15 protein-coding genes are annotated in these 17,168 nt (G+C 45.4%); 5 read left to right on the top strand and 10 right to left on the bottom strand.

Going from position 1 to position 17,168, the window contains the following annotated elements; translation table 11 throughout:
• Positions 1 to 76 precede the first annotated feature (76 nt).
• Positions 77 to 1,057: a type I phosphomannose isomerase catalytic subunit gene (locus tag AC1DM9_RS25145; protein WP_076268019.1), complete on the top strand. Its 981-nt coding sequence runs from the start codon at positions 77 to 79 to the stop codon at positions 1,055 to 1,057.
• 83 nt (positions 1,058 to 1,140) lie between these two features.
• Here AC1DM9_RS25145 and AC1DM9_RS25140 read toward each other — a convergent pair whose 3' ends face one another.
• Together AC1DM9_RS25140 and AC1DM9_RS25135 are read right to left on the bottom strand one after the other, a co-directional pair.
• Positions 1,141 to 3,033, bottom strand: coding sequence for a B12-binding domain-containing radical SAM protein (locus tag AC1DM9_RS25140; RefSeq protein ID WP_441958058.1), 1,893 nt, complete (start codon positions 3,031 to 3,033; stop codon positions 1,141 to 1,143).
• Positions 3,034 to 3,190: 157 nt separating this feature from the next.
• Positions 3,191 to 4,741, bottom strand: coding sequence for a stalk domain-containing protein (locus tag AC1DM9_RS25135; RefSeq protein ID WP_477582823.1), 1,551 nt, complete (start codon positions 4,739 to 4,741; stop codon positions 3,191 to 3,193).
• A 190-nt stretch (positions 4,742 to 4,931) separates the two neighbouring features.
• Between AC1DM9_RS25135 and AC1DM9_RS25130 the strand changes: the two genes are divergently transcribed.
• Together AC1DM9_RS25130 and AC1DM9_RS25125 are read left to right on the top strand one after the other, a co-directional pair.
• The gene (locus AC1DM9_RS25130) at positions 4,932 to 5,858 is read left to right on the top strand and encodes an RluA family pseudouridine synthase (protein WP_083681946.1); all 927 of its coding nucleotides are present in this window, start codon (positions 4,932 to 4,934) and stop codon (positions 5,856 to 5,858) included.
• Between the two features lie 148 nt (positions 5,859 to 6,006).
• Entirely contained in the window at positions 6,007 to 6,342 is a 336-nt protein-coding gene (locus AC1DM9_RS25125) for a DUF1904 family protein (RefSeq protein ID WP_477582821.1), read from the top strand.
• Between the two features lie 2 nt (positions 6,343 to 6,344).
• On the opposite strand, the gene AC1DM9_RS25120 is transcribed toward AC1DM9_RS25125, so the two are convergent.
• The 4 genes from AC1DM9_RS25120 to AC1DM9_RS25105 form a co-directional block, all read right to left on the bottom strand.
• Positions 6,345 to 6,800, bottom strand: coding sequence for a hypothetical protein (locus AC1DM9_RS25120; RefSeq protein ID WP_477582819.1), 456 nt, complete (start codon positions 6,798 to 6,800; stop codon positions 6,345 to 6,347).
• On the bottom strand, positions 6,769 to 8,733 hold the full coding sequence (locus tag AC1DM9_RS25115) for a glycosyltransferase family 39 protein (protein WP_477582817.1): 1,965 nt from the start codon (positions 8,731 to 8,733) through the stop codon (positions 6,769 to 6,771). Before AC1DM9_RS25115 ends, AC1DM9_RS25120 begins: the two co-directional genes overlap by 32 nt.
• Entirely contained in the window at positions 8,726 to 10,030 is a 1,305-nt protein-coding gene (locus AC1DM9_RS25110; protein WP_477582815.1) for an MFS transporter, read from the bottom strand. The genes AC1DM9_RS25115 and AC1DM9_RS25110 overlap by 8 nt, the downstream gene beginning before the upstream one ends.
• Before the next feature lie 105 nt (positions 10,031 to 10,135).
• Positions 10,136 to 10,696 (bottom strand): GNAT family N-acetyltransferase, encoded by a 561-nt coding sequence (locus AC1DM9_RS25105; protein ID WP_477509446.1) that lies wholly within the window; start codon positions 10,694 to 10,696, stop codon positions 10,136 to 10,138.
• 69 nt (positions 10,697 to 10,765) lie between these two features.
• Between AC1DM9_RS25105 and AC1DM9_RS25100 the strand changes: the two genes are divergently transcribed.
• Together AC1DM9_RS25100 and AC1DM9_RS25095 are read left to right on the top strand one after the other, a co-directional pair.
• On the top strand, positions 10,766 to 13,000 hold the full coding sequence (locus AC1DM9_RS25100; RefSeq protein ID WP_477582812.1) for a UvrD-helicase domain-containing protein: 2,235 nt from the start codon (positions 10,766 to 10,768) through the stop codon (positions 12,998 to 13,000).
• Positions 13,001 to 13,018: 18 nt separating this feature from the next.
• Positions 13,019 to 14,005, top strand: coding sequence for an HD-GYP domain-containing protein (locus tag AC1DM9_RS25095; protein ID WP_477509448.1), 987 nt, complete (start codon positions 13,019 to 13,021; stop codon positions 14,003 to 14,005).
• A 71-nt stretch (positions 14,006 to 14,076) separates the two neighbouring features.
• Here the strand turns inward: AC1DM9_RS25095 and AC1DM9_RS25090 are convergent, their stop codons facing one another.
• The 4 genes from AC1DM9_RS25090 to AC1DM9_RS25075 are packed head-to-tail and all read right to left on the bottom strand — an operon-like array spanning position 14,077 to position 17,157.
• A complete protein-coding gene (locus AC1DM9_RS25090) occupies positions 14,077 to 14,637 on the bottom strand; it encodes a GNAT family N-acetyltransferase (RefSeq protein WP_477509468.1) in 561 nt (186 codons plus the stop codon).
• Positions 14,638 to 14,669: 32 nt separating this feature from the next.
• Entirely contained in the window at positions 14,670 to 15,029 is a 360-nt protein-coding gene (locus AC1DM9_RS25085) for a cupin domain-containing protein (RefSeq protein WP_477582810.1), read from the bottom strand.
• Positions 15,030 to 15,044: 15 nt separating this feature from the next.
• Positions 15,045 to 15,926: an RNA polymerase sigma factor SigJ gene (sigJ, locus tag AC1DM9_RS25080; protein WP_477582808.1), complete on the bottom strand. Its 882-nt coding sequence runs from the start codon at positions 15,924 to 15,926 to the stop codon at positions 15,045 to 15,047.
• Between the two features lie 37 nt (positions 15,927 to 15,963).
• A complete protein-coding gene (locus tag AC1DM9_RS25075; RefSeq protein WP_477582806.1) occupies positions 15,964 to 17,157 on the bottom strand; it encodes an NAD(P)/FAD-dependent oxidoreductase in 1,194 nt (397 codons plus the stop codon).
• Positions 17,158 to 17,168: the final 11 nt, after the last annotated feature.

The following is a 17,168-nucleotide window of genomic DNA, read 5'->3' as shown; positions in this document are numbered from 1 at the left end:
TTTAAAGCCAATTGCTCTGAATGTTATTTTTTAGCAGATGTAGAACGACATACTACCGATATGGGAGAGATAAATAATGACAGTAAAACCTTATCCATTACAATTTAAAGCAGAAATGAAAGAACGTATTTGGGGAGGACGCGCACTAGAAGGTTTTGGCCTTGAAATGCCTGAAGGCTCAATTGGCGAAGGCTGGATGATCAGTGATCACCCTAACGGCATTACAAAAGTAATGAACGGAGAGCTTGCTGGCGTTGGACTTGACCAAATTCGTGAAACTTACGGACCTGTATGGTTTGGCTCACAAGGCTTTTCCGAGAAAAACGGACGTTTCCCGCTCCTTATAAAGCTGCTCGATTGCAATGATGACCTATCCATTCAAGTCCATCCAACGGATGCATACGAAGGGCTGCCTGAAGGCGAGCTTGGCAAAACAGAAATGTGGTACATCCTTGACGCTAAGCCAGGCGCAAAAATCATCTATGGCCTAAAAGACGGCATTGACCGTGCGGCGATGGAAGCAGCAATCACTGAGGGCCGCATTATGGACGCGCTTCAAGAAGTGACTGTTGAAGCCGGTGATGCATTTTACATTCCCGCAGGAACCGTTCATGCTCTCTGCTCTGGCGTTGTTGTAGCTGAGATTCAACAAAACTCCGACACTACTTATCGCTTGCATGACTACAATCGCCTTGGGCTCGACGGTCAGCTGCGCGAGCTTCATATCGAAGATTCCCTTAATGTCATCGCCTATGAAGGCGCAGGCGCTGAGCGAATGAAAACAGACAGCGCAGTAGCTGGCCAGTGGCTGACCATCGCTTCTTCTCCTTACTTCATCGTTGAGAAAGGTATCGTAGCCGCACCTTGGAAGCTGTCCACGTCTCTTGATAGCTTCGTTATCCTTGTAGTTGCCGATGGTGAGGGACAAGTGAAATGGGCAGATGGCGAGCAATCCGTTAAAGCAGGCGAGTGCTTCCTCCTTCCCGCTAATCTTGGCGATTATGAGCTCTCCGGCAGCATGACTGTACTTCGCAGCATTGTACCTGCTTCTGTTTAATTTCATATTTTCAAACCAATAACAAAGAACCTCCAAACCCGTTTGCTTCATGGGTTTGGAGGTTCTTTGCATTTCAATCAGGACTACTTAATCATCGCTTCTTGACCAGCTTTAATCTTTAAAGTGAAAGGACGCGGCTTCGGTTTGCTGCTGCCTGCCTCCAGTGCATACAGAACAACGAGCAGCGTATGATGTTCGCGATCAACCTCTCCTGTAGCAAGGAATGTTGCAAGATCAAACGGCAGCTTCTCAATAACCGCATGTTTGTGAAGCTCCTTCTCGCCAAATCGCAGTGCTGCGAATTCAGGAGATACATCCTCTGGGCGATCCGCTAAGTGGCGCATCCAGCCGCTCCACAGCGACTTGTCCATCGTAAACTCCCACCAAATTTTGCGAGGCTTATAATTATGATTAAGGAAATAATCGTATTTCATTAGCCCCAGCACGACGTCCTTATCTAAGCGTTCGCCTGCAATTGCGAGTATCTCTTCTGGTGAAGCAGAAACTCTTTTCGTATCCTCTTGCAGTGCTGGCACATGTTCGAAGTTCTTCTCTGCTGAGATAGGCAGCGATCCAAGAAATGCCGAGAGCCGCGAGAACAGATCCTCCAGCTGATGGCCGATCTTTTGCCAGCCGCTTCGTTCCCAGAAATCGCCGAACGCCTGGAAGAAGTCGAATGGCGATGGAAACACACGATCAACCAAATAAAGCAGCGTATGATCCATTCGGTGCGCATTCCAATATTTCTCCAATACATCCTCTACCCGCTTAATGCGAACGATATCGCCAAATGGCATCAGATCATTGCCCAGCATTTCATAAGGCGATCTGTCCATATAAATATAGCCCCATTTATCTGCTTCACGGCGCAGACCCGTACCGCGCAGCATTTTGAGAAAGCCTAGCTGCAGCTCCTCGGGACGCAGCTCGAATACATCATTAAACGTTCCGCGGAACGTATCATAGTTCTCAAGCGGCAGACCGGCAATCAAATCAAGATGCTGATCGATTTTTTGAGAATTTTTCACTTTCATAACGGTACGCACCAGCTTCATCCAGTTCTGACGACGCTGAACCGCTTCATTTGTTGGATCATTCGTAGATTGTACGCCAATTTCAAAGCGGAATATGCCTGGAGGCGCATTTTCAGCCAAATAATCAAGCACCTCAGGTCTCATGATATCTGCTGTTATTTCAAATTGAAAAACACAGCCCTGGTGGTTTTTAATCAAAAACTCAAAAATTTCAAGCGCGTAATCCCGTTTAATATTAAATGTTCGATCGACGAATTTAATAAGCTTGGCGCCTTTTTCGATCAAATACAAAATATCTGCTTTCGTCCGCTCCATATCATAATAACGAACGCCAACCTCGATACTGGATAGGCAAAACTGGCAGCTGAACGGGCAGCCTCGGCTTGTCTCAAAATAAACGACACGGCTTCCCAAATGAGGAATATCCTCCTCAAAGCGATGCGGGGATGGCAGCTCATTCAGATTCAGCTTGGGACGCGGCGGATTAATCAGCACCTCGACGCGATCCTCGCGCTGCTTCCGATACGTAATTCCAAATACCATATGGTATTTGCCATCGCCTTCAATCTCAGTAAGCAAATGATGGAAGGTCTCTTCGCCTTCGCCCACCACGATAAAATCAACCTCTTGCACACGCTCCATCCAATAGTCCATATCATAGCTGACCTCAGGACCGCCTAAAATAATTTTGATTTCAGGCATGATTTTGCGCAGCATATTAATAACCGTAATCGTTTCTTCGATGTTCCAAATGTAGCAGGAGAATCCGACTACATCAGGTTTTCTCGAAAAAATATCGGACACGATGTTCATCACTGGATCTTTGATGGTGTACTCTGCAATTTCAATATCGAATCGATCGCCGCTAAACGCCTTCAAACAGCGCAGCGCCAGTGATGTGTGTATAAACTTGGCATTTAATGTGGACAGTACCACTTTCATAAGTAATAACCTCTCTAACTTAAGCATTTGCCTATAAAGCACGCTTGCGAAAGCCTTCAGTGCTTATAGCAAGATGCCTTCTATTGTACAGAAAAAAATCAAAAAAAAGAAGAGGCATCCCTTGCCGCAGATCGCAGCAGCAGATGCCTCCATTTTTTTACACTCTTACTTTAATATAAAGTTCATTTTTGAGCTGCATATCGATGATTGGATAGCGAACACGCCATTTGTCGCCGCCAAGTGCTGTAACCTCGCCCGATTCAAAGCCGCGCGGCTCGAAACCATAATCGCGCTCGAAGGAAATGAGCACTTGAATTTTCTCATCCGGCAGCATCTTATGGAATTCATTCCCTAGATTAATTGCCCAAAGCCTGAGCTCCTGAGACATCGACGCTCCGTATAACATATAAAACCTAGGATCAATATCTGCTGTCAGAACGAGCCAGCCAGCGGAATCACGTTTGGCTTCCCACTTCGTAAACTTAGCCTCGCCTTCTGTAGTAGATACAGAAGAGAATTGATCTTTCAGCACCTTCTCGATATCAGCCAGAGGAGCGCCAACGAGCGTATCCGGCAAGCTTGAAGGTAAAAACTTGGCGTTATTTATTTTCTCCTCTGTCACTTCGCTATTCAAACTAGCAGCATGAATAACGGATACAGCAAAATTCAAATCCGCGCTCGTCCCAGAGTATCCAAGCGTGGTGATGCCAATAAGATCTCCGAACTCATTAAACAATGCCCCGCCTGAGCTGCCGTGATCGATCGGAGCACTTGTCTGAATGTATCGGATACCGTCTTCATAGGTGATGTTGCTAATCAGACCGTCTGAAACTGTATTTTGCAGTCCAAGCGGACTTCCAATGGCAACGACTTTTCCGCCTTTATACGAGTTTAACCCGTAACCTAGAACGACCGGCGGAATGTCAATTGATTTTTCTGTTTTAACAATAGCTAGATCTGCTGCCTTATCATAATGAACTACGCCTGTAATCTTCAGCTCATCACCATAAACATCCAGCATAGTAGCAGAGGCTGCATCTCCGATAACATGATAATTAGTAAGAATCAGGTTATCACCAATAACGACGCCGCTGCCTTGAGCGCGATTGGTCATAATGAGAACAACACTCTCATCATATTTATCTACGATTTCTTTAGGAGTAAGTCTAGGAATGTTTTTCTGCTGCTCAAGCCATTCGTTGTATTCTGCTTGCTCGGCAGCCTCTTGCGATGTGATTCGAACCGCGTTAGCGGCTTTATCCCATTTCACATTTGCGTTAAGAGCTTCCGAGATGAACCGAACGGGTACAAACGTAACGCCTTTGCGAACGACAGCAGGTGAATCGAGCTTCACTGTTTTACCGTTAATGACCGCTTGCTTCATGCCTACTTTAAGAGAAATAGAACGATTGCCTTTACGTCCAATAATCGTCTCCGTCTTGCCTTCCCAAGTTACGGTAGCGCCCAGTGCTGTAAAAATATCGCGCAACGGAACAAATGTGACGCCTTTCTCTGCATACGCGCCGGCTGATAGAGCTAATTTCTTGCCATCTACAATCACCTGCAGTTGTTGCGTCGATACGGCAACCGTCTTGCTTGCAGCGCTGGCTGCCGATACAGAATCTACGCTAAGTGTTGACAATGGGGCAAGCAATAACCCGGCAATGAGCATAGGACTTAGCATAGTCTTTATAATTTTTGTTTTCACGCGATCATTTCCTCCAAACTTTTCCTTTTTCACCATTTGGTAAATCTATCATTAATCCTACCACTCCTCTTAACTCTTTGTCTATTAGATCGAGATTCATAGAGCATGGTTAAACTGCTAAACAGAAGATTAGAACTGAAGCCCATACTCATGGTATAGTAGGAGCATTGAATCTAGGAGGTTTTTTGGCATGCACAGGGGAAAAAAGCGCGGAGCTCCTCAATCACAAGCAGATAAGAGCAAGTCCTACCCGGTTAACGAACCGATGGAACTGCTTCCCTTTCTCATAAAAAATATTTCAGGTGCTGGACGCAATGTAGTGAAATCCATATTAGCGAATGGACAAGTATCTGTAGGCGGAAAATCAACGACCGCTTACAACTATCCGCTTCAGCCCGGTCAAACCGTTACGGTAGGCAGAGACCGGCCGCAGGATAAAATACCGCTGGAAGGGCTCGCGATCCTGTTTGAGGATGAGCATATTATCGTTATAAAGAAGGAATCGGGGCTTCTGTCCATATCATCTGATTCTGCGCCAGAAAATGAAGTGACCGCCTATCGTCAGCTTATGGCGCATGTACGGGTCGAAAATACGAAAAACCGGATTTACGTTGTGCATCGTCTGGATCGTGATACGTCAGGTGTCATGATGTTTGCAAAAAGCGAGGCGGTTCAGCAGCAGCTGCAAAACAGCTGGCAGGATTCGGTGCAAGAACGCAGCTATATCGCGCTCGTAGAAGGATTGGTTAAGAAGGAGCAAGGTACAATCAGTTCGTGGCTGAAGGAAAGCAAAACGCTCAAAATGTATTCCAGCTCCTATCCGAACGATGGTCTGCACGCCGTTACCCATTACAAGGTGCTTCGTTCCAATAAAAACTTCTCGCTACTCGAAGTGAATCTCGAGACAGGCCGAAAAAATCAAATTCGCGTTCATATGGAAGACATCGGCCATCCCGTTGTTGGCGACAAAAAATACGGCGCACGCACACGCATCATTGGCCGCCTTGGCTTGCATGCCCGCGTATTGTCCTTCACGCATCCGATAACCGGCAAGCTGGTCAAGTTTGAAACTGAAATTCCTAAGCTGTTTCTTAAGCCGTTTCATGTGACGGAGTAAGCAGGAGCAAACAAACAAGCATCAGTCGTTATACAGGAATGCCCACTGATTGTGAATTAGACGGCATTCCCTGGTATAAAGCGGCTGATGCTTTTTTTTGTTATACTACTATGGATATTTAATCTATCTATGCAGGAGGAACAGTGTAATGCCACATTTATTATTCCGCGGAGTACCGTCCGAGCAGTTAAAATCTGTTGCGGCACCGCTTGCTGCTGAGCTTGCCGCTATTTGCGAGTGCGGTACCGATAATTTTACAATGGCTTGTCTAAATACGACCAGCGTTTTTGGCAGTGAGGCAGATGATCAAGGGTTTGCATTTATCGAGGTCGGCTGGTTCGAGCGGGGACAGCAAGTAAGAAATCGATTTGCAAAGGCAGTTACCAAATACGTCAGCCAAATTGGCCTATCTGAAATTGAAATCGTGTTTCATGCTTATCGTGAGGACAGCTATTATATTAACGGTGAAGCCGTATCGGAATAATTTCATTCCATGTTTCGTGTGATGGACGTTATTTTCCAGTTATTATTGGAATCTGTATGTAACTCTAACGTGTTGATTTCAATTCGATTTTTATCAGCTTTATCCTTATAAGTAATTTTAACTACGGCTTCTCCTGAGGCATCATCATTCTTGGATGAACTAATTTCAAAAGTTTCTAACGAAACCAAATCATAGTCTTTATTCATGAGAGGCATTGTAACGTAATAATCAACAATGTCCCACTCCCCGGAGTCCCAATCCAAAAGGTTTTGAGACTCCTCCATCTTTCCATTAAGCATGTGGTCGTAATACGCGGTGATTGTTTCCTTCATTCCTATTCGCTTATTTGAGCAGCCTATTAAGAAAATAACAAATAGAAAAATCAAAATAACCAACATTACTCCAGCTTGCAGAATAATACGGTCACTATTGCTTGCTCCACGCCACATCATCGACATTTAACCAGCCCGCCCCTCCGGTAAAATAGATAGAAACGGTGTCCCCCATGTTGACGGATACAGCAGGCAGCTTAACTTCTACATATTGCTCTTGTGCGTTAATCGCAAGATCTTCAATCTTTTCTCCATTGATGGAAACCCCAATCATTCCACCAGCAGCGATCGTACTCACTTTAGCAGAAAGGATATAGTCACCGTCATCAGCAGCCGAGAAGGTCTGGGAAACGACACGACCGTTGCCTGGGTCAACATACATTAAGTTGGAACCGCTATAAGGACGGTTTGAGCCTATACCCGTGCCGGAAGTAAATGACCAATACTGCAGCCCTTCCTCAAAGCCGCCGTTCTGAAATGATTCATGAACCTTCTGAGCCACCACTGTTCCTGTACCGCTCACGACCGTATAATGTTTAAATTTTTTAATCTTATAGCCTGAATCCTCACCCGGAATAGAGTCGCTATTTTTGAAAATATAAGCCGCTTCCTCATTTGGCCTTGGCTCAGGCTGCCCAAAATGGTATCTGCCGAATGCGCGAACAAACTGAAAGGGCTCACCCGAATTGATATAGTCGACTGTGCTTATAAACTGCTTCGGATCAATTTGTTCATAAAACAATACATAAATATAAGGCATCATCACTTGATCCGTCACATAAATATTGCCTTCCGTTTCATCCGATGCGTACTGTACAGCTTCTCCAAAGGATTCATAGAAAAGCGGGCTTATTTGCTTCGCATAAGTAGTGAAATAGTTAGCACAGAAGAAAACAAAGAAAATGGAGAACGCCGCTATAATTATTGGGAATGAGTATTTAATCCGCTTGTGCAGCCACATAAGGCCTGCAACTGCCAAGTATACCGTCGGATAAAAAATAATATTAATACGATTGATATTCACATCTGTAATCAATGTCATTAGAATTGCCGTTCCGAACCAGATAGCAATGACTGCTGTCTCTATGCGGAAATTATTAATCAGTTTCATCACACCATACAAGATGCCAATTCCGATCAGCGGTAATGCTAACGGATACATATACCCAAATTTAGGCATGGCATTCCACAGCAAACCATCATTTTGAGTCAAATACATTTGCAAAAATGATTTGAAATTGTCCGCAAACGTTGAGAAAAAATGACCGCCAAATGCAGTAGAGATTTGCTCTACACGAGGAACAGTTAGCTTAGGAATAGAAAACAGAAATTGTATGGTCGCCATGCCATATCGATTAATAAGAAGAAACAGTCCGATAGGTGCTGCTAATATAATGAGAACCGCGCAATTCCAAAGCAGAACTCGCAGCTTGAACGCCTTTTTAACAACGAGCAGAGCCAATACGCCTACTCCAAAAACAGGTACAAAAAAATAAGCCGTTCCATAAGCATAAAGCGAAGCGGCTAGTGTTAATGTAAAGCCAATCAGCCATTTCGGCTGCTGCAGCGCTTTCAACAAAAAAAACACGGCGATCAGCACTAGAGTAGGAAAAATATTCGACTCCAGCGCCCATCGTGACATCATAATATGCCAAGGACATATGACGATAAAAAAAGCTGCAGCCGCAGCTGCATGCTTTCTTTTAAATAGCTGATTTGCAATCCGATAAAATAGCACCATGCTCAGTAGGCCAAATAAGATGCTAACCATTCGAACTGACAGTTCATTTAAACCAAATAAATAGATAAAAGGCATAGACAGGTAAGCATAAAGCGCGTTCTGACCGCTTCCCCATGCAATAAGATGAACCGGCAGCGATATGCCATTGCGATCAATGCCATAATGCAGAATAGAATAAGCCTCATAGCCGATCGATGCCTCATCCTGATTCAAGCCGCCTGGTATGGCGCCCGCATATACCACTCTCACCGCAGCCCCGACGAGAAACAGAAGCAGCAATAATGGGTTCTTTTTTACCCAATCTATAAAACTAGTCATTACTATGGGTCACCGCTTCGCTTCTTGTAATAGTATTCGTAGGACGAATAGGGTATAAATAGAAAAATAGAAGAGCCACAAGCAGAGCTATGAACGGGATGAAGCTGAGCATTGAACGAATGCCCCACACAGCCGCATCCGCTTGAACCGCGTCCTTCACATAGCCTGTAGCCTCCAGCACAACACCCAGAACAACAGCCTGCAGTGAAATTCCCCATTTGACGATAAAGCCGTTCATCCCAAAGTACATGCCCTCTCTGCGTACGTTTGTCTGCTTCTCATCCTCATCAATAATCTCGGACAACAGAACATCCAGCAATACGAGCAAACCCGCTAAACCGATGCCGATCACGACCGCCGCCATGGCCGCAGTTGCAACGCTGGATACGAATAAAAATGGAATCGTTGCAAATGCGTAAATACTAACGGCAATCATAACGGTCTTGCGCGGGCCCCATCTCTGCAGAAATTTCCCCCATATGTAGACGCACGGGATGGCAGCGACAAAAATAGCGCCAAGCAAAATCGTATTGCTGCTATCTTCAGCTCCGAGCACGTATTTGGTGAAGAAAGGGATAGCCGCGGGCAGCATGGCAAAGGTAAACTGGACGAAAAAGCTGCCGATAACGAATAAAACAAACGCCTTATTCGAGAATGTGAATTTCAAGGATTGAACGAAACCAACCTCTTCACGCGAAACAACCATTTTCTCCTTGCTTGCCGATACCATAACAATAAAGAAAATAAGCGCGATCCCGGCAAAAATCGCTCCCATCGGTCCCCAGCCCATATTCGCATAAACGAGGGGAGGAAGAGCCACACCAATAATCATTCCTAAGATGCCGAACATTTGACGCCATGAAGACACCGTTGCCCGTTCTTTCATCGTTGTAAACATTTCAGGGAACAGTGCAGAATAGTTCAATACAACCATCACGAACATAATGTCATAGAGCAGCACGATCGTTAAGAAGTACCAGAACAGCGCTGATCCGGTGCCAACTGGAAACCAAATCGCAGTAAACAAGGCCACCAGCGGCACCATGCCAAACAGCATGTACGGAATGCGCCTGCCAAAACGGGAGCTCGTACGGTCGGAAATGTGTCCGAACAACGGGTTTAGCACCGCATTGACGATGCCGTGAATCACCATGGCCAGACTGATTAAAGTCGGTTTTACACCAAGCACATCCACATAATAAAAAACGATGTAAGATGCGAAGGCCTGTGCAATTAAGTTGACTGATAAATTTCCCGAGCTGTAAGCTAATTTCGATTTGAAGCTTGCCATAGCCATAAATAAAACGCCCCCGGTTACGATGAAAGTCTATTATAAATTACATATAACTCTCTCATCTTACCGCACAAACCCTTTTTATTCCATAATTAACTTATTGAACAATTACTTCATTTTCACCATTCGGATATAAGGACTTCCGCTCACTAAAATCGTACCATCCTCAGTAAAACCAAGCTTTTTGTAAATCGCATAAGCCCTCGTATTTTCTGGCTCTACAATCAGCGACAGCCTGCTGCATCCAGCCTCTTCACCCTTCTGTTCAAAAGCGCTAATTAGCGCCTTAGCTATGCCCTGCCCCTGATAACGTTCGGCGACTGCGATGGAATCCAAGTAAAAGTCGCCTTCTTGTGCCTCAACAGCAATCGTTTCATCCGCACGCACACCTTTATCTCGCCCAGGACGTGTAACAAATGGCACATCCAGCTCTGCAGCTCCATCGCCTGAATAGCTAATAAGCATTCCTGCAATGCCATCTTCTCTCCTATCGACAAGAACATGCTTATAGCTAATCCGATTGTCCTCGCGAACATAAAAATCGCCAAGGATGCGCTCTACTTCATAATCATCCTCAGTTCCTGCCAAGGTGTAGGCAATATGGCCGATCGCAGATAGCAGCAGCGGCATTACTTCTTTTAAGTCTTCTTTCACAGCTTGTTCAATCATGATGTCATCCCTCATTCTTTTAATGTTCTGTTATAATAAGTGAATATTATTCTTAAAGGTGATGAAGTAGTGAGTCATGTCTATTATACATTTCCCATAGGCATTCGGAACAGTCAGGTTCCTTTTGCCGAGCAAGCAGAAGCCGAAACGAGCCTTCAGCTTGTTGATGCAAGCCAGAAGGATGCCGGCTTCTTCCGGTCTTTAGAGCAATTCGGCATATCACTCAATAGGCCTCAAATTGCCGCTGTTCGCCATAACAAAGGAGCAGCACTAACGCTGGCAGGAGCAGGATCGGGCAAGACGTCTGTACTCGTATGCCGAACTGCTTATCTGCTGGCTGTGCAAGGCGCCTTGCCACAGCATATTTTATTAATGACTTTTTCCAAAAAAGCAGCCGATGAAATGCGAAGCCGCATTCGCGCTCTTCCTGTGCTTAATCCGCAAGCAGCAAGCGGCGTAGAGGCTCGTACCTTTCATTCCTTCTGCCTCCAACTGCTGCGAGGGCGCGGCTATCGCCAAGGCATTTTGGGTGAAACCGGACAAAAGCATATTTTTTTCAAACGTCTGATGCGGGAGCTTTTGCTGCAAAACGAATATGAGCCCGAAACCATTCTTGCACAGCTCTCCGCCATTAAGCTGCTGATGATCAACATCGAAGACCTTCCCGCTTCTACAACGGAGGAAAGAGAGCTAAAGCTGCTTTTCACCCGTTATGAGCAGTGGAAGAAAGAGATGGATAAATTCGACTACGATGATCTGCTGCTTGAAGCGTACAAGCTTCTGAGGGACGACAAGGCGCTGCTTGCTACCCTTCAGCAGCGCTTTCAGTACATCATGATCGATGAATTCCAAGATACAAATCAGGTGCAATACGTGCTCGTCCAAATGCTTGCCGACAAGCATCGCAATCTTATGGTCGTCGGCGATGACGATCAGACTATCTATTCCTTCAACGGTGCAAAAAACGATTATATATTGAACTTCGAGCATCAATATCCAGGTGCAGCAACTTATGTACTGGATATTAACTACCGCTCAACGAGCACAATCGTCGGACTTGGCAATGCTATCATTCAATATAATAAGCTCCGCAAAGAGAAATCGCTCTTTGCTGTCAAGCCCAAAGGAGTTAGCCCCTCCTATGCACGGCTCAAGACGACGCAAGACGAGGCAAAGCTCATTACGGACACAATTAGCATGCTAATTGCTCAAGGCAATCGCTCCTTTGGCGATTTTGCTGTTTTATTCCGTACTGCGAGCAGCAGCAGGGCGCTCGTCGAGCTGCTTCTTACAAAGGAGCTTCCATTTATCGACTTMGGCGACGGCCAGCTCTTTTATGACCAGTGGGCGATAAAGCCGCTAGTTGCCCATCTGAGGCTTGCAATGGATCGCCGCAATTTCGATGCGATGGAAATTTTGCTGCCCTCGCTTTATGTCAATCGGGAACAGGCTATGGCTTTCATATGGAACCAAGACAAGCAGCGTGCTAAGAAATGGCCGCTCATACATCTGCTTGAATTTCCGCAGATCAAAGAATTTCAGAAAGACAAAATCAAAGAACGCATCAAGCTTATTAAAGCGCTGGCCGAATTAAAGCCTGCTGAAGCTATTATGCAGCTTCGCCAATCCTTTTATGATCAATTTCTTGAAACGAGCAAGCGTCATGAAATGACGGAGCATAAGGAAGGTCTAAAGGAAGTGCTTGATGAGTTCGAGTCTGCGGCGAGCACCTATGATACCATCGAAGCTTTTCTGGCCTATATTGATGATATTACAGACAAGCATGCTGCCGTGCAGCAGCTTCAGAAACATAATCATAACCGCAGTGCGATATCTTTGATGTCCATTCATCGATCCAAAGGACTTGAATTTCCTGTTGTATTCGTCATCGGTGCCTCAGAAGGCATTTTACCTCATAGCTCTGCATTAGCTGCGGATAAGCATAGTGACCGGAGCTCTATTCAAACCGGAGACAACGCACTGGCAGAAGCGCTGGAGGAAGAACGTAGACTCGCCTATGTTGCTGTCACTAGAGCCCAAGAGGAGTTGTATATCAGCTCCCCTGCTCTGTACCGGGGAAAACCGGCTGAACTATCAAGGTTCATCCGCTCTGCCTTTATGTCTGGTGAAGAAGAGGACGGTGATACAGAATCTGCTCTTGCATGGTTATGTACTAGCAATTCCTGCGAGGTATGGCAGCGTATTATTACTTACGAGGATTCACAATCAGAGACTCGTGCTTGCCCATTATGCCAGTCTCCAATGGAGCAAGGCACAAAGATATTGCCGAAGAAAAAGAAGTGAGGAGAAACGATTTGCAACATGAATGAACACCTAGTCCATTACCTTAAACTAGCTGATGCTGTGATCATCACAGATATAGAACATCATATTCTTGCAGTCAATCCGTCCTACGAGAAGGTTACGGGCTACTCATCACAAGAAATAGCAGGGAAAAAGGCTGGCATCCTGCGAACATCCTATACGCCAAAGGAAACGCATGATCAGATGAAGCAAGCTCTTAAACAAGGCTTGCCATGGTCAGGCGTACTAACAAATCGGCGAAGAGACAGCAGCATTTGGCATTCCTCCATTACCATAACACCTCTGCAAATCGAAGGGGTAACCTATTATATCGGTATTTTTCGTGAGCTGGAGAAGTTAAAGAGCGGCTTCTATTTACCAGAGGAGCGCATCGGCTCCATTCAAAGCTCGATGCTTAAGGTGCTCGCCATTTCTTGCGAAATTCGTGATCCGGGCATCGAGCAGCATCTCGTCCGTGTGCGGGATTTAACGGAACGGCTCACTCACTTCCATAATGAACGCATGCAATTATGCTGGACGGAGGAAGCCGTGAACCGCATTTCGCATGCGAGCATTTTGCACGATATCGGCAAATCAGGAATTCCTGAAGGCATTCTATATAAACCGGGTCCTCTCGCTTATTACGAACGAAATATTGTTGAGATGCACACCCAAATCGGCGTTGATATCATTGATAAAATTTATGCTGAGCTTACAGATGATTTATTTAAGCTTGAGCTCGAAATGGGTAAAAATATTATTTTATACCATCATGAAAAATGGGACGGTACCGGCTACCCGCATCAGCTTGCCGGAGAAAACATTCCAATTGAAGCACGTATCGTCAGCGTCGTTGATGTTTATGATGCATTGACCAGCACCCGTCCCTACAAAGAAAAATGGTCCGAAGAACGTGCGCTGGAATATATTAGTGAACAGCGCGGGCTGCATTTTGACCCTGAGCTGGTTGACTCCTTCCTTGCGCTCCATTCTAACGAGATGTAGCTACAAAAAAAAGCGCCAATCCCGAACATGGAATGAACCGTGTCCTCGATTGGCGCTTTATTTGTTTATTTTTATGCTCCATATAGCGCGTCGAACTCATCCTCTAATATAGACATCGTAATGAGATCATGAAACTTCCCATCCATAAACAAAGCGTCCCTCTCTACTCCCTCGCGATGAAATCCGATCTTCTCATACACATGGATGGCGCGCGGATTAAAAGCGTAAACGCCGAGATGGATGCGGTGCAAATTCAACTTTTGAAAGCCGTATCTAAGCATGAGAAGCAGCGCTTCTGTACCATATCCTTTGCCGCGATGCTGCGTCCCTTGAATACCGATACGTATATTCGCGCTGCGATTGATCGTATCCATATCATTTAGTACAACCTCGCCGAGCAGCTCTCCTGTTTCCTTCAATATAATCATGGAATCAAATCGGTCTTCGTTTATGACGCTAATTTTGCGAATCCAAGCTTCGATTTCCTCACGTGTAAAAGCTTTTTGTGACCCTGTCAGCAGGTTCATCTCCGAATCTTGTAAAAAAGCTAAATAAGCCTCTATATCGGACTCCTTTGCTGGACGCAATAATACCGAATTTCCCTCAATGATGTGTTTTGCAAGTTGTGTCATCACAATAATCTCTCCTATTTTTACTCTCAGCATTAATAAATCAACTCATGATTTTCATGTATATTATTTTGTGCGCAAAAATCCTTATACTTCTGAAGTAGAGTGAAAATATCATCTTGTCCGGTAATCTCATCGTTGTCATTGAAGTATTGCAGCGCTCCCCCTAATATAAAGAGCGTCAGCACTTCCTCGTCTTCCGTTATGAGCGTATGAATATCTCCGGGCGGCTCATAAATAAAGGTTCCCGTGCTAAGATCAAAGCGTAAAGGTTTGAAATAACAGGTATGATTTTTATCAAAAGGAACCCATGGCAAATCATCTATTTTAAATATGCGTTCAGGCAGTTGAAAGGCTTCTGCTAATTTTACAACGGTCTCGTCAATTAACTTCAAATGAAGACACCTCCCTCATGATGATCCGCCAGTATACAATTCCAACAGTTTCAGCTTATCTGGGTTTCTTACAATGTACAGATGAAGTGCGCCCCCCTGCACCACATGGAAAAGAGTAACCCCCTCGATTCCTTTATCTGATCGTAAAACAAGTCCCGTCTGACCGTTCAGAATTCTAAGCTCGGCTTTCACACTGCCATCAGCAAGTGGTCCTTTTTGAACCAAACCGAATAGAAACCGAGAAACGTTTTCGCGTGTTTTAATAGGATGAATAGCAGCAGACACTTTGCCTCCGCCATCTGAAAGGAGAACAACCTCCTCTGCAAGCAGAGAAAGGACCTCCTTCACATTGCCCTCCGCAAGCTCCAATACAAAACGACGAACCCATTCTTCACCCGCAGGCTGCGCATGAACAGGTTCAGCCTCGGAAATCCCCATTTTGTCTCGCGCACGGCTCAGCAGCTTTCGACAATTGACTTCGCTTTTTTCTATTAGCTTTGCAATATCCTGATAATCGAAGCCCAGCGCTTCACGAAGCACAAATACGGCACGCTCCGAGGGAGTTAACCGTTCAAGCAAAACCAGCATTGCATAAGACAACAAATCGTGGTGAATAACGGCATCCAGTGCATCCGTCTCTTCTGTAATAATGGGTTCTGGGAGCCACGGCCCGACGTACCGCTCTCTCTGCTTTCGAGCAGACTTTAGCAAATCCAAGCTGCGGTTTGTCGCCATTTTGCACAAATAAGCCTTCGGCTCGGCTATGCTCTCTGGAGCTATATCATATGCCTTTACGAAAACATCCTGCACGATATCTTCAGCGTCAGCAGCCGAACCCGTAAGCTGGTATGCAATTTTGAACAAAAGCGCTTTATATTGCAGGTAAAGCTCTTTCATTTCACCATCCCTCGTTTCATAACAAATGCTGCTTTTATCATTTTATGAGACTCGCATAATCCCAAGTCATTTTCCGTACCTTCCATCCAAGCTTCCCCGTTATGACAATGTCGAGGCCCCATTGTCTTGTCCATACCATTCCCCGCTCCGGCCCGAGACCAAAACAGAAAAAATCAATATAGCTCTTGTGAACAGGTGCAGAATGACCCATTACATCTGCCGTTATGACCTTCCCCAGCCTATCTGCTTGTGCAGTCGCTTCCTTGCATGTCATCCCATCCGTTAGCCCGCTCACAGGGTCAACAATTTGAGCACAGTCGCCAATGCTGTATATCCCAGGTGCTTCTTTCACACGGTAATTAGCGTCCACAATGACTCGACCATCTGCGGTAAGCGGCAGCCCCATGCTTCTGAGCATCGGATTAGGCAGCAATCCAAGCGTCCAAATACATAAGCCGACCTTTAAAATCTCACCATCCGATAAGAGAAGTTCCCCTTCCCTCTCACGAATAGCTTTGCGTCCATGCAAAACGGTCACTCCGCTGCCCTTAAGCAAGCGCTCCAGCTTCATGCCAACCTTTGCCGGCCCCTCCTGAAATAATCTATCCTGCGCATTTAACAAGTAGAGAATCACCTCTGACGGATCAAGTCCGAGTGCACTTGCTTCCTTACGCAAAGCATAGACAAGCTCAGCAGATGATTCGATTCCACTAATCCCCGCCCCTGCAATGGCAACAGTCATCCATCTTTGACGCTCAGCACGGCTTGTTTCCTTTACCGCTTTTCTCAAGTTTTCATGCCAAAGCTCTCGAATATGAGCTGCGCTTGCGAGTCCAGTCAAGGCAATACCGCCCTGATCGGCATCGGGCTGACGAATAACGCTTCCAGCTGCCAAAATGAGAATATCGTATTTTAAATGCTGCTCCTGCCCGCTCTCATCTTTATACAATAACCGCTTATCCCTTTTTTCTATGGTCATTACCATTCCTTGAATAAATTCCACGCCATTCGGAAACATGCTGCCAAAAGGAACAACAATATTATCATCATTGACAGCCGGCTTGAACAGCAATACCTTCCGAAGATGGTATGGCTGCTTATCAATCAGAATTACACGGAGCTTCCCAGCTCCTAATTCCGGCTGCAATGTTTTTCGTATTGCCTTGAGGGCGTTAATGCCTGCATAACCGCCGCCAATAATGACACATGTTATTTCCTTTTTCTCTTTCATCTCCATCAGCT

Source organism: Paenibacillus sp. 01T431 (assembly GCF_056398625.1).
The sequence above is the reverse complement of the archived record's forward strand: the minus strand, read 5'-3'. Positions and strand labels throughout refer to the sequence as shown.

Excerpts from the sequence above, each read along its gene's own strand:
- AC1DM9_RS25145 (WP_076268019.1), top strand. The coding sequence starts at position 77 with ATGACAGTAAAACCTTATCCATTACAATTTAAAGCAGAAATGAAAGAA.
- AC1DM9_RS25140 (WP_441958058.1), bottom strand. The coding sequence starts at position 3,033 with ATGAAAGTGGTACTGTCCACATTAAATGCCAAGTTTATACACACATCA.
- AC1DM9_RS25130 (WP_083681946.1), top strand. The coding sequence starts at position 4,932 with ATGCACAGGGGAAAAAAGCGCGGAGCTCCTCAATCACAAGCAGATAAG.
- AC1DM9_RS25125 (WP_477582821.1), top strand. The coding sequence starts at position 6,007 with ATGCCACATTTATTATTCCGCGGAGTACCGTCCGAGCAGTTAAAATCT.
- AC1DM9_RS25120 (WP_477582819.1), bottom strand. The coding sequence starts at position 6,800 with ATGTCGATGATGTGGCGTGGAGCAAGCAATAGTGACCGTATTATTCTG.
- AC1DM9_RS25115 (WP_477582817.1), bottom strand. The coding sequence starts at position 8,733 with ATGACTAGTTTTATAGATTGGGTAAAAAAGAACCCATTATTGCTGCTT.
- AC1DM9_RS25110 (WP_477582815.1), bottom strand. The coding sequence starts at position 10,030 with ATGGCTATGGCAAGCTTCAAATCGAAATTAGCTTACAGCTCGGGAAAT.
- AC1DM9_RS25105 (WP_477509446.1), bottom strand. The coding sequence starts at position 10,696 with ATGATTGAACAAGCTGTGAAAGAAGACTTAAAAGAAGTAATGCCGCTG.
- AC1DM9_RS25095 (WP_477509448.1), top strand. The coding sequence starts at position 13,019 with ATGAATGAACACCTAGTCCATTACCTTAAACTAGCTGATGCTGTGATC.
- AC1DM9_RS25090 (WP_477509468.1), bottom strand. The coding sequence starts at position 14,637 with ATGACACAACTTGCAAAACACATCATTGAGGGAAATTCGGTATTATTG.
- sigJ (WP_477582808.1), bottom strand. The coding sequence starts at position 15,926 with ATGAAAGAGCTTTACCTGCAATATAAAGCGCTTTTGTTCAAAATTGCA.
- AC1DM9_RS25075 (WP_477582806.1), bottom strand. The coding sequence starts at position 17,157 with ATGAAAGAGAAAAAGGAAATAACATGTGTCATTATTGGCGGCGGTTAT.